10 protein-coding genes are annotated in these 14098 nt (G+C 40.7%); all 10 read right to left on the reverse strand.

What is annotated here, in order from left to right; translation table 11 throughout:
• Window positions 1-256: 256 nt before the first annotated feature.
• The 10 genes from P0108_RS04985 to ftsL all read right to left on the reverse strand — a co-directional run bounded on the left by P0108_RS04985 (window position 257) and on the right by ftsL (window position 14098).
• Window positions 257-1495, reverse strand: coding sequence for a cell division protein FtsQ/DivIB (locus tag P0108_RS04985; RefSeq protein ID WP_064621565.1), 1239 nt, complete (start codon window positions 1493-1495; stop codon window positions 257-259).
• A gap of 52 nt (window positions 1496-1547) precedes the next feature.
• Window positions 1548-3110, reverse strand: coding sequence for a UDP-N-acetylmuramate--L-alanine ligase (murC, locus tag P0108_RS04990; RefSeq protein WP_473730813.1), 1563 nt, complete (start codon window positions 3108-3110; stop codon window positions 1548-1550).
• On the reverse strand, window positions 3110-4309 hold the full coding sequence (locus P0108_RS04995; RefSeq protein ID WP_473730814.1) for a UDP-N-acetylglucosamine--N-acetylmuramyl-(pentapeptide) pyrophosphoryl-undecaprenol N-acetylglucosamine transferase: 1200 nt from the start codon (window positions 4307-4309) through the stop codon (window positions 3110-3112). Before P0108_RS04995 ends, murC begins: the two co-directional genes overlap by 1 nt.
• A gap of 50 nt (window positions 4310-4359) precedes the next feature.
• Complete coding sequence (locus tag P0108_RS05000; RefSeq protein ID WP_233186349.1) at window positions 4360-5571, reverse strand: peptidoglycan glycosyltransferase FtsW; 1212 nt, start codon at window positions 5569-5571, stop codon at window positions 4360-4362.
• 487 nt (window positions 5572-6058) lie between these two features.
• Window positions 6059-7660, reverse strand: coding sequence for a UDP-N-acetylmuramoyl-L-alanine--D-glutamate ligase (gene murD, locus P0108_RS05005; RefSeq protein WP_473730815.1), 1602 nt, complete (start codon window positions 7658-7660; stop codon window positions 6059-6061).
• Between the two features lie 24 nt (window positions 7661-7684).
• Window positions 7685-8788 carry a phospho-N-acetylmuramoyl-pentapeptide-transferase gene (gene mraY, locus P0108_RS05010; protein ID WP_004108513.1) on the reverse strand — a complete coding sequence of 368 codons (1104 nt, stop codon included), beginning with the start codon at window positions 8786-8788 and terminating at the stop codon, window positions 7685-7687.
• 78 nt (window positions 8789-8866) lie between these two features.
• The gene (locus P0108_RS05015; protein ID WP_473730845.1) at window positions 8867-10456 is read right to left on the reverse strand and encodes a UDP-N-acetylmuramoyl-tripeptide--D-alanyl-D-alanine ligase; all 1590 of its coding nucleotides are present in this window, start codon (window positions 10454-10456) and stop codon (window positions 8867-8869) included.
• Window positions 10457-10547: 91 nt separating this feature from the next.
• Window positions 10548-11573 (reverse strand): hypothetical protein, encoded by a 1026-nt coding sequence (locus tag P0108_RS05020; protein WP_004108517.1) that lies wholly within the window; start codon window positions 11571-11573, stop codon window positions 10548-10550.
• 42 nt (window positions 11574-11615) lie between these two features.
• Window positions 11616-13457, reverse strand: a complete 1842-nt coding sequence (locus P0108_RS05025) for a peptidoglycan D,D-transpeptidase FtsI family protein (RefSeq protein ID WP_012914402.1) — start codon at window positions 13455-13457, stop codon at window positions 11616-11618.
• Entirely contained in the window at window positions 13457-14098 is a 642-nt protein-coding gene (gene ftsL, locus P0108_RS05030; protein WP_076003027.1) for a cell division protein FtsL, read from the reverse strand. The genes P0108_RS05025 and ftsL overlap by 1 nt, the downstream gene beginning before the upstream one ends.

Raw genomic sequence — 14098 nt, forward strand, 5'->3', positions numbered from 1 at the left:
CGATTCATTGTTATCTTCTATTTGGTGAAAACCGCCACACTGCAGCACACCATAACCAAAGAATCGGTTAAAGAGTAAAAGCCACAGTCCACCGGCCCGATGGCCCTCGCACCTCCAGCCACACATTACTGCGCGCTATCTTTGGCACTTGGGATATCCCAACCAACACGCCTATAACATAAGGCATGCTGTTGGCACACACGAGTTACTATTATACACCTAATCTTGACAATGCAATTAATAAAGTTTTAAAACTCTATTTAAGAATTGGACGCACAGGAGCAGACACATCTAAGCTGCGTTTATTGCCAATTTTACTAGGATCATCAATAATCTTGGCAACAATAGCTTTCTTTAACTCAATCTGAGACGAATTGCCCCATATGATAGTTTTTTTAACATCCCCTAATTCTGTTTCGACAGAATCTTGAGTTTTTGCACTAACTTTCGTAACTCTAGCTCGCAAAGATTCCGAAAGTGAACTAACAATTTTTACAGCTTCAAGTACCGCTCTATTATTCAAACTTCTTTGCACATTTGAAACTTCGATAACAGGTATTCCTTGCGTTGGAACTTGAGCTACGGCATTTAACACGCGACCTTTAGCGTCAACAGCAGTTAATTTATTGCTATCTCGAGTTTTGAGCATTGCTGCAGGACGTTGCGCATGTACAGAAACATGCAAACCATTAGGGAAATTCTTAGAAACTTTTGCTTCAGTTACACCAGGAATATCGTTAAGTTGGTTAATTACTTCTTGAGAAGAAACTAAAAATAGCGATTTACCAACCTGAGTTGACGCAATTGAAGCAATTTTTTGCTCACTCACCCACTCGTTAGAACCAGAAATACTTATATCGTTAGACTTAAGAAGAAAAACTGGCGAGAAGAATAAAAACCAAACAATCGCTGAAACAGAAGCAATCACTGCAAGAATTGCAAGAATTCGTTTAACAGTAAATTGCAAATAAGCAGATTTACGTTCTTTCAAACGCTCTCGAAAATTAATTATTCTAGGACGAGTAATCATTCCAAGAGAACCAGAAGTTTGACTTAAAGTTTTTCTTACAAAATCAAGCTTCGGCAAAAGTCTAGCGTCAACAAACTTACCTTGATGATTTTTTTCATTGATATCAGCTACTCGTATTTGCGATGTGTTTTGGCTGATTATATGCCTTTGAAAACGCTGGTCTTTGCGCAACGACGAAGCAGATCTAGGTTTAGAAATATGAATTTTTTCATCACGCGTTTTTTTGATACTAGATTTTTTTATATTAGATTTTCCGATATTAGATTTCGCACCACGAGCTACACCACTACGCAATTCATTATTAAGCAATTCAGCACTACGAGACGCACTGCTACGAGACGTAATGCTGCTGGATTTATTACTACGAGACTCTTCAGTACGCGCAATATTAAGACTTGAAACGGTACGACGATGCGAATTATTTGCATCAGCATCGTACGATTTGCTTGACCTCACGCGACCCATAATTACCTCTCGTAATAATCTATTTATATTTTAATCGCTTAATTTCAAAGCACTACAATGCTTCTAGCATAACAGACGTCATAGCAGTAATACTTCCTGCACCAACTGTAAGCAGCACATCACCAGATTTTGCACGCGAAGCCAGTTTCAACGCAGCTTCGCGCATATCGTCAACCGCTTCAATTTTTACATCAAGATTCTGCGATTTTGCAGCTTTAACAATAGTTTCAGCATTAATATTTGGAAAATCTTCCTGCTTTTCGCGAGCTGGGAAAATTCCTGTAACAATTACATCGTCTGCAAGAGCCAAAGATTTTGCAAACTCACTAGCAAAAGCCCGCGTTCTGGAGAACAAATGAGGCTGAAACAGCACGCGAAGAGTAGAAGAAGTGTACTTTCTTCGAGCAGCGCGCAATAATGCAGCTATTTCAGTTGGATGGTGAGCATAATCGTCCACAACTGTCACACCATCAACACATCCACGAATATCAAAACGACGAGACGCACCTCGGAAGCTTTCTGCACCACGAGCCGCATCTTCTGGATTCATACCGAGCAATACTGCAGCAACAATCGCTGCAGAAGCATTAAGCGCATTATGCAAACCTGGTATTAACAAGCTAACTTGCACCTTGTTCGAACATTTAGCATGTTCATCCAAAATTTTTTCTGGCAATACAAGCGTAAACATTTCGCGACCACTTACAGCTTGCTCATTTTCATGCTCAATACTTGCGAACAGAGCTAATTTTTGTACGCGCGAGCTGACTTTTAGGCTCCAAGTATCCAAATTACCGTAAGCAATTGTTTTGTTTAAAATATTATCCGGCATAGCTTCAAGTACTTTTCTAGCACCTTCGTCTTCTGCACAAATTATTACGTTATTAACAGCGTGACTTACGTGCTCAACAAATGCTTCTCTGTATCGTCCACTAGAGCCGTAATGATCCAAGTGATCTGCTTCAGCATTTGTTACGATTGCAATACTTGGGCTGTATTTTTCAAAACTTCCGTCAGATTCGTCAGCTTCAGCAACCATAACAATTCCATTGCCAGCATGACCGCCGTCTAAAACTGTTCCGTCTGCGGCTTGAATAGATCCGCCGATTGCGTAGCTTGGATCAGCCAAATCGCCTACTGCAGCCACAGTTAATATATGAGAAAGAAGTGAGCTAGTAGTTGTTTTTCCATGCGCTCCAGCAACAGTCACGCCAGTTTTTGCAGATAATAATAACGCAAGAATATCGCTGCGATGAACAAGCTTTATGCCGCGCTCATGTGCTGCCATAATCTCCGGATTGCTCGGTTTAATAGCACTTGAATACACGAGTACATCTGCATGCTCAACGTGTGAAGCACTTTGTCCAATTTCTACTTCAATACCTAATTCTTCCAAGCGTTGAGTGTGATCATTTGCTTCGCGATCACATCCACTTACGCTTACCCCCTCTTCATGCAACATTTCTGCCAGAACACTCATTCCAGCTCCACCAATACCAATAAAATGCACTCGACCTAATTTTGAAATTGTTTGCGAATCATCAAATGCTGATTTTACTGGGTTTAAATCAATATTATTATGAAATGAAGTTGTATTGCTATTAAGATTAGTCATTACTTTCTGCCTTCTTTTGCGATTTCAAGAATATGCTTCGCCATAACGTCTGCAGCATCACGAATACCATAATTCCAAGATTTAGTACGCATAGCTTGTAATTGCTTTTTGTTTTGCAATAAAGCTAATCCTTCATCTATAAACCACTTTGCATTGAAATCAGCATCATTTACCATTACTGCTCCCCCTGCATTTACTACAGGCTCAGCATTGAAACGCTGCTCGCCGTTGCCAATAGGCAATGGCACGTATACAGCAGGTAAGCCAAGTGCAGAAATTTCTGCAACCGTTCCAGCTCCTGCACGACATATAACTAAATCTGCACAAGCAAAAGCCCAATCAATACGCTCTAGATATTCTGCAATATGATAATCGCCACAGCCAGCATGCTCTGGTTTAATATCGTTTATTTGCGATTCGCCTACTTGCTTTGCAACTATATTTCGCACTTCTTCCGCTTTTGCGCGACCAGTTAAGTGAATTACTTGCGCATGTTTTAAAATATCTCCTGCTGCTGCAGCAACAGCTTGATTTATGCTTTTTGCACCCAAAGATCCGCCGGTAACAAGAATAATTGGACGTTTAGGGTCAACGCCAAGTTTTTGCGCACCTTCAACGCGAGCGGAATCATAATCTTTTTCTAATCTTTCACACAATTGAGAAATAGCAGGTCTAAGAGGTAAACCAACTCTTTCAACTTTGACACCTTTTCGTGTGCGCAAATCAGTATTCCCATAAACTGTTCCAACAGCATCAGCCCAACTTGCACCCAAGCGATTTGCCATTCCAGATTTAGCATTCTGCTCGTGAATCACAATAGGAATATGCTGCGCATGAGCTTGAGAATATACTGGAGCAGAAGCATAGCCACCGAAGCCCACTACTATATCTGCTTTTCTAGCGGCTAGTATATTTCGCACTTTGCGTTTTTCGCGCATCCATCGAATTGGAAACTTAATTGCATCTAGATTTGGCTTACGCGGGAACGGCACTTTTTCTATAGCGTCAAGTTCGTACCCTGCATTCGGAACAAGACTTTTTTCCAAACCAACTTCTGTGCCAATTACACTAATTAACGCTTCAGGATTGAGCTTTTTAATAGCGTTTGCAACAGAAAGCAAAGGATTGACATGACCTGCAGTGCCCCCGCCTGCAAGAACAATATGCACTTCATGCTCAATAGCATTATCAAATTTCATTTCACTACCCTTGTTATAACTTTCATATTATAAAAAGTTGTAAATACTTACTACTTCGATATAGTAAGTTGCGGATTGGAACGCATAAGACCATCAGCTACGCCAATTGCGACCAAACACATAACAAGCGAAGAACCACCTGCGGACACAAACGGCATAGGCACTCCCATAACCGGAAGTATTTGCACAACAACAAGAATATTAACTAATCCTTGGCCTACAATCCACGTTGCAATACACATTAATGTGATTGAAATAAATTGCGATTTCGCTTTTAATGCTGAAGATAGTATGCACCAACCAATAATTACGTATAGCAAAATCACTGCTGCTGCAACCAAAAAGCCCATCTCTTCGCCAATAATAGCGAAAATAAAGTCATTGTGAGCGTAAGGCAAATAATTCCATTTTTCACGAGAGTTTCCGATGCCAACGCCTAATAGTCCACCAGAAGCCATTGCATATTGAGCGTGAATTGCTTGGAAACAAACGCCTTTAGCTGATTTTGCATCACATCCGTGCAAAGTAGCAAGAATACGTCGCATACGATTTTGGCTTGTTAAAACCAAAAGAGCAACCATTATGCAAGCAATAAATATGCTTCCAACAAGCCATTTTGTTGGGAATCCACCTAAGTAGAAAGCTATAAGTGCAATAAGAATAATAATTAAAGCAGTACCAAGATCCTTACCTGCAATAACAAGCAACAACGATACGCCGAGTCCTGCTGCTACAGGAATATACGCGCGCATTTGCACACGCTCATATGCTTGTTTTGCAGCAATCAAAGCTACTGGAAGCCAAATACATAATGCAAGTTTTGTAATTTCTGCAGGCTGCAAAGTCATAGGGCCGAAAGCAATCCAACCAGCATTACCATTAACTTCACGTCGTAAACCTGGAACAAATGTTAAGAACTGTGCAATAACAGAAATAATGTAAATAACAGCAACGTATCGTCTATAAACTGTAACTGGAAGTCGAGAAGCGAAAATATAGCCAATTAAGCCTAAAACGCAATACATTGTTTGGTTTACGCCTTGACCCCAAGGTGCAATTCCGTAGGTGATCATAGTTACTGAAGAACTAGAAAACACCATAAATAAGCCGAAAATCGACAGTATAACCACTGATACTCTCATGCCGTATAAGCACCACAGTGGGTTAGTTAAACTGCGCAAGCCAACGTATTTCTTTAATTCTGAATCTTGAGTTTTGCGCTCTAACGAGTTTTTTGAGTAGTCTTTTTTCGAGGAAAATATTCCAGATACAGTATGCGCTAATTTTGCGTATTTGATTGACTTTGCCGGCTTTGCTGTATTTGCTGGCTTTGCTGTATTTGCTGGCTTTGCTGTATTTGCTGGCTTTACTGTATTTGCTGGTTTCGCTAGCTTTGCTGGTTTCGCTGGTTTCGCAGCTTTCGACTTCTTTACATCTTTTACAAATTTTACAGATTCATTTAAAGAAGAACCTACAGATTTGCCAACTTTAGTAACAGAACTACTTACGGACTTACTTACAGACTTTCCTACAGATTTGCCTAATTCCTTACCCGCTTTGCTTGCATACGCTCCTGCTTTGCTTACGGACTCGCCTACTTTACTTGCTGAAGTTCTAATAGATTTTTTAAAAGATTCAAATTTTTGCTTTTGGGAAGAATGAGAAGAATCTGAATCTGTTTCAATATGATCTTCCATAATAACTTCTGAGACTTTGCACGCTAATGAACGCAAAAACTTTTTAGGCTTATTACTGTTGAATACCATGATTATGCACCCATCGTTGAGATTCTTTAGCAAAACGATTGCCGCGATCGGCGTACGAAACAAATTGATCCATAGAGGCACAAGCAGGAGCAAGCAGAACAACATCACCAGGCTTAGCATAACGCCCAGCAGCTTCTACAGTTTGACGCATAACAGTCTCACCGAATGAAGAATCAGGATTTACAAGCGAAGTATTCTCAACATACTCACAAACTAAGTCATCAACGCAATCATATGATTTAGCGCAAGAACCATCCTGTGAAACAATAGTTACTGGAATGTGAGGAGCTGAACTGTGAAGAGCTTCAACAATTGGACGTTGATCTATTCCAATAACAACAACTGCTTTAATCACATGAAGTTGGTTTGCAATTAAATCTTCAAAATGACCACCTTTAGCTAAACCGCCAGCAATCCAAACAACCGAATTATTAGCAAAACTAGCTAAAGATGCACAAGCAGCATGAGCATTAGTTGCTTTAGAATCATCTACAAATCTAATACAATGCGAAGGATTTTCATCTTCAGACATCAAAGTCGCAACTGTTTGAATGCGATGACCTCCAGGAGCAAACTCGCGTAAAGCACGAACTGAAGAATCTACGTCACCAGTTAAACCTAAAGCTAACGCTAACGCAGTAAGAGCATCAGCTAATAAATGCGGATACACACTGCCATCAGGCTCGCACAGATGTTTTAGCTCACGCAATTCGACAATAGGTTTTAGAGTGCCTTTAGTTCCTCCAGCAACACCGCTGTTATCGACAATCCAACCATCTTTTACGCCAATTTCACCATCTTTAGGCTCTTCTAACGTAAAACCAATCTTTTTACAGCCATCAGCAACTTGTGCACAATCTGCCAATTTGCTTACACGCTCATCTTGAGCATTGTAAACCAAAGCTTTTTGCACATTATTAAATACTTTTGACTTGTCACGAGCGTACGCTTCCATGCCACCATGCCAATCTAAATGATCAGCAGCAATATTAGTAATAGCAGCACAATCAAGAGCTAAAGAATCAGTGAAATGCAATTGGAAAGAGCTTAATTCAACGCATAAGGCATCATGCTCACATTCCAAAGCAGCATGTGACACAGACTTTCCAATATTTCCCACGGCTGGAGCATTTAATCCGCAAGCGGTTAGCATTGCAGAAGTCATTTCTGTAGTAGAAGTCTTACCATTTGTGCCAGTAATGCCAATCCAATAAGCAGGTTTATTCGTACGCTTAGAAGGTACGCGCAAGCGCCACGCTAATTCAACTTCGCTCATTACTGGAATATTGCGCGATGCAGCTTCTTGCAAAAATGGCGTGCGAGGGTTAAATACTGGAGATGTAACAACAGCATCGATTTTAGACCAGTCTATTGCTGAAAAATCATGTATATCGGCATCAGGCTTATTTTCGTCTGCAGTCACAAGCTCAGACCCAACAGCGCGCAAAACCTCAGCTGCACCACGACCAGAAACTCCAAGACCTGCAACTAATACACGCTTAAAAGCAAATGCTTTATCGCTTGTGCACGACTTACAAGTAGATTCAGACGAAACAGATACTTCATTGCCATCGACAATATTCATATTGAAGCCTTCCAATTTTTGAAATTAAATAAGCAAGCCAGAATGCCCTGCCCAATCGGCGTAGAACATCATAAGTGCAGAAAGCACAAACATAAGCTCAATCATCCAGAATCGCACAACAACCTTAGTTTCCGTCCAGCCGAGCAATTCAAAATGATGATGAATAGGAGCCATTTTGAACACACGCTTATGCGTAGCTTTAAAGAATCCAACTTGAATAACGTCACTTGCAGCTTCCATTACAAATAATCCACCCAAAATCACAGCCAAAAACTCTGTGTGAGTTGCAATAGAAAGAGCTGCAAATAATCCGCCTAAAGCCAACGAACCAGTATCTCCCATAAATACTTGAGCAGGATTCGAATTAAACCACAAGAATCCAAAGCAAGCAACAGCAGCACAAACAGCAATAATAGTTAAATCGAGAGGATCAGAAACAGCGTAAGAGAATCCGAAATGACCGCCTCCGCGCACATGGTAGCTTTCCCAGAAAGCAATCAAAGCGTAACCAGCAAAAGCAATCATAGAAGATCCAGAAGCTAAACCATCAAGTCCATCAGTCAAGTTTACAGCGTTAGACCAAGCAGCAATAAGGAAATTAACCCAAACAATAAATACTACAATTCCTACACCGTTGCCGAGTATAGAAAAATCAAAAAATGGTTTTTCAATAAAACTCATTCCAGGTTGAGCGCTAGCAATACCAGATTGAGTTGGCAATAGCAATGACAAAAGCGCGTAAATACTGGCAAAAATAATTTGACCAGTAAACTTCGCATGTACAGAAAGACCAAGATTCTGCTTTTTACGAACCTTAGCAAAATCATCAATAAAGCCAAGCAAACCCATTGAAAGCATTGCAAACAGCACCAAAACAGCAGACCATGAAGGCGAGCGACCAACAGAAACATATCTATAAAGAGCAGAAGCAGCCCAACCTGCTACTACAGCAAAGTTAATAACAACACCGCCCATAGTTGGCGTGCCGCGCTTTACTAAATGAGATTGTGGTCCATCTTGGCGAATGTACTGACCGTAGTGCAAACGATGCACTAAACGAATAAGCAAAGGCGTGCCAACAATCGTAACTACGAGCGACACCACAATTCCTACAATAAGCGCAATCACCGCTTAACCTCCGTTTACTGTTCCGTTTGCTATAATACTTAATTTATTAATTTCACACTTATATTGAGCATCGAGCAGTTAAATATTTGCCCAATGTTCAGCAAGCACACTCAAGCCTGAAGCATGAGAGCCTTTCAATAACACAACACTACTCGGATGCTCGGCCACAATTTTCCAAACAATATCATCAGCCTCATCCGCACTGTGCACAAAGTAGACTGCATCGTGAGAAGAAAGTAGTTTATTATTCCAAGAAGAACGTGCACCTTGAGCAATACAGTGAGCTAATTTATCTAAGTCAGAGTCCGTTTTTGAACCAACAGCAACAACTGCATCGACACTCGAATTTGCCACATATTCTCCAATATTTGTGTGCAATTCATCTTCGTTGCTGCCAAGCTCCAACATAGAACCAAGAACCGCTATACGGAAAGGTTTCGAAGATGCACTACAAGAATCATTTTCATAGGCGCACAAACCATCGATTCCTGCTTTCATAGAATCAGGATTTGCATTAAAGGAATCATCAATAAGTGTAAATTTCTCGTCATTCTTAGAAACTGTACTCAATTGCATGCGATGCGGGCTAATATGCGAAACTTTAGACAGCACAGAAGCAATATCATCTAAAGTCATTCCCAAATATCTAGCAACATTTGCTGCTGCAAGCGCATTCATAACATTATGCTCGCCTTGTATAGCAAGATGCACTTCAATATGATTCATTAGATCAGAAGAATTACTACGTTCAGTGGTAGTAAAAACTGCTTTACCAAAAGAATCTAACTTTATATTGCTAGCTGAAAGTTGGTAGTCATCTTTACTAGCTGATTCCAGCAATCCGTTTTTAACATTTCTACCGAACCAGCGCACATGCTTATTTTCTACAAGACAAGACATTGCAGAAACTCGCTTATCGTCGGAATTTAATACTGCTATGCCATGTGGCAAAAGCCCACGCACAATCTCACTTTTTGCTTGCGCAATGCGCTCAACTGAGCCAAATTCACCTAAATGAGCCACACCAACTTTAAGCACTATTGCGAGATCCGGAGGAGCAATATGAGTTAAATTGGCAATTTCGCCAACATGATTAGCTCCCATTTCTGCTATTAAAAATCGAGTATTACTGCCAACTTGCAAAGCAGTAAGAGGCAAACCAATATTATTATTAAAAGATCCAACAGGAGCAACTGTTTCGCCTAGCGTGCTCAACAAAGCCTTCAACATATCTTTCGTTGTTGTTTTGCCAACGGAACCAGTAATACCAATAATAGTGAAAGGTTTGTTAAGATTGCGGCGAAGTTCCAAATTATGTTTAGCTAGCAAGCCCAGCGCTTCTATAGAATTATTCACAACTATTTGATTGAGATTAGTGCCTTCGACAACATATTCAACAATAGCTACAACAGCTCCAGATTTTTCAGCATTCTTTACATAATCATGACCGTCAACATGTTCACCAACTATAGCTACGAACACAGAACCGTTACGGATTTGACGAGAATCACTAAAAACGGAATTTGCAACTAAATCTGTGTCATAACTATTAAACTCGTGTATTTCCCCATGAACAGCTTTAGCAATTTCGCTTATGCTCATAGGCATCATATCGGCATGATCTAAACTCTCAGCATTGCTGGCACACGAAGTTTCAACACAACTCATAACATCCTCCAAATTAGCCACATAATTAAAAGCTCTTAAACAAAACTCACGCAATTAATTTATTTGAAAACTCGAATGAAATCAGCATAATTCAGTGCAGTTCATGCGAAACTCGCAGCGCACTTTTAATAGTCCCACGACGAACACCAGCAGCTAACACCATTGCAATAGATAATGAAAGATGCCGCTGCACATCATTGCCACCAATTTGATCCGCTAATTCAGCTAATTCGTCAGACTCAGCCGATCTAGTAACACAATAAGCGTGCTCTCTTCCAGAAAAACCATAACGTTGACGCAACGCATAAAAACTCATGCCGGTTGCATATGCCGGGTAAAGCGGTGAAGAAGATGCCTTTGCACTAACTTTCACATTTGAGGCTGCATCTTTAGATTCAGAATTAGTATCAGAACTATCTTTAGACTTAGCATCAGATTGAGAATCAGACCCTGCGCCAGAATTGCTTTCATTCTGAGTTTGCTCAACGCCAAGAACATCAATACTGACGGATTGTAACGCGTTCTTAGCTAAAGTTGCAGAATTAAGTGCAATAACAACAGCTGCAGCACCATCTTCTGCACACACAGATAAAGCATGCTGTACATCTGCAATATTTAAAGGATATTGCAAAGACAATTCGCGCTGCAATGAAGTAGATCCAGCATCACTAATAACACCAACAGGATTACCTAACATATGCAAAAAATCAGCTAATCGCAAAACATTAGCATGGATCTCATCATCATCGTCACCAGCAATCGCAAATATTGCAACGCATGAAGAAGGATCTGCATTAATATCACAAGCAAGCTTGCCCAAAGCAACTGGATTAGCAGAAGAAACAAGCAAAGGCAGACCTAAATCTGCAGCCTCACCACGAAATTCTGGTGAAACTAATGCAGCATATGCCCCAGCATCACGTGCAGCTTCAAGCTGACGACGATCGATATGACCAATTGGCACAAATAATCCACCAGGACGCACATGACGCACATCATGAGCAATAGAAGTAATAGTTACCTCTGAAGCAAACGCAGGAACAACTTCAAAACCATAATTTTTTGCAGCAAAACCTAGCGTCACTCTAATTCTAGAGTATTCATCAACCGCACTCATTGCACACCCTACTTTATAGATAACAACATTGTAATGCGTACACTACCAATTCACAGGAACAGGATTTGTGCGTGGAGAAGAAGCTGGAATATCATACTTTTGCATTAAGAATTCTCCAATAGTTTTGAACAGTGGACCTGCAGTCATACCACCATAAATACCTTGTGGATCACGCAAAACAACTGTTATGACGAAGCGAGGATTATCCGCTGGTATAGCACCCGACCAGTCGCTGATTGTAGAGCTAAGTTTACCATCAGCGCCAGCAACTTCAGCTGTACCACTCTTTGCAGCAACACGATAACCATCGACACCAGCAAATCTGTGATAATGCTCACCAGAATTTTCCAAAGCATTCATCATTTGTGCAGCAACATTTTCATCCAAAACGCGCGTTCCTGCAGGACGAGGAGACTTCGTAACTCTACCATTAGAATCTATAACGGATTTAACTATTGACTGACGCAACCTAACGCCTTTATTTGCAATAGTTGCAATCGCATTAGTAAGCTGCAAAGCATTCACAGCATAACCCTGACCAAACAGAACGGTATCTTTCTTACGACCATCCCAAGCTTGAACGCTAGGAAGCAAGCCACAAGATTCTCCTTGCAAATTCAATCCCGAGTACTGACCAAGACCAAATTTATAAAGATACTCATAGCGTTTATCTATCGGATATTTTTCACCAGCCATAACCATACCGACGTTAGAAGATTCCGAAAGAATACCAGCTAATGTCCAACGCTCAACACCATGGCTAACAGCATCATGGAATGCTTGACCGTTCTTATTAAGAGTATTAGGAACAGCAAATTTATCAGTAAGCTTATGCGCACCAGTTTGTAACATTCCAGACATTGAGAAAGCTTTACCAATAGAACCAGGCTCAAAGGTTTGGCTTACAGCTCTAGAAACATTCACCTTAGCTTGCGTTGTTCCAGCTTTAATCTCATCAGTATCTTCCAAAGCAAGTATTTCGCCAGTACGAACATCTTGCACTATTGCAATACCCCAAGTTGCATGATATTTTTTCTTGCCATCAAGCAAAACTTTTTTAACATACCAATCGACATCGCTATCGATTGTGAGCTTAACATCACTTCCGTTGATTGCAGGCTTAGATTCAGTTACAGTACCAGGAATTTTCTCATTTCCTGCATTATTACCTTGATAACGCTGATATCCGTCCACGCCATTCAAAGTTGCATCTTTAGTAAATTCAAGACCAGTAACACCAACCTCACCTTTACGATCTTTAATATCTTTACGATTAACTTCATCGGCATTAGCAACAGCACCAATCACAGATCCAAGAATAGGACCGCTTGAATATACTCGTTCACTACTGTTCTCTGCGTAAATACACCCAGAAAGATTCAAATCGTCAATGGCACGTTTCATTGCAGGAGTCACGTTACGTTTCAATAAAACGTAACGACCAACGCCAGCCAGTTTTCCACCAAGTTCTACAGAACTCATGTGCAAAATCGGAGCAAGCAAACGGGCGACCGCCACAGCGCCCGTGCCTTCTACAGGCTTGCCATTAAGCATATGACAGTTATGCTCGGTTTGTTTTGTGCAAGGAGTCGGAACAAAAGCCTGAGCATTAAGTGGATCTCCAATAATATTAAATCGCTCAACACTTTGAGCCAACACAGCACCATTAGCATCAAGTATGCGCCCACGACGTGCAAGAATTGGTCGCACACGACTACGCTCAGCCTGAGCTGCTTGTGCAGTTGAGCGAGCATTAATAATCTGTATAAAACTTAGCTTTACTATTGCACCAACACCAATTAACGCAAAAACAATTGCAATTACGGTGCACTTACGCGCAAATATCTGCTGAGGAGCGAAACGTTGTTTGATTAAGTGGCGCATCAATGTTTCTCCTGTTTTGCTTTCTGTTGATATTGACGATTTTGTTGGTCTTGTTTTTGAGTTTTATTTGAGTTATTTGTTTGTTTTGAGTTATTTGTTTGTTTTGAGTTATTAGTTTGTTTTGAGTTATCGGCTTGTTTTTCGTGCTTAGTTTTCTCAGAATGACTATGTTTTCGTTTTGCTGCATAATCACTCAAGTCAATAGAAATAGAACCTTGTTGCGGAACCATTCCCATTCGTTGCGCTCTTGCAGGAAGTTCAGATTCCAAAGTATCTAATTTCGCTTGACGAGCTTCCACATCCTGATGCAAACGAGAAATACGCATCTGTACTGCAGTTTGGTCGAAGGAAATCTCTGCCATTTGCGTACGCAAAAGAAGCGAAGTCAACAACGTAACAACCATAAAAATCACAATAATCATGCAATTCACAAGAGGTACTTTGCGCGTATTGCTCCATGTCATAACCTTGCTGAATCGTTCAAGCACAGCAGAAGATTTACGTTGAGATGGGTTAAACACCGAAGGAGCAGAATTATGTACGTATTCTTTACGAGTCGAATTATCTTTAGTACGACCAGCTGGAGCTGAAGCAGAAGACGCAGAAGAGCGCAAAACACGATTTTGCATGTTCAATACCAT

This window comes from Gardnerella sp. c10Ua_244, from assembly GCF_055818055.1.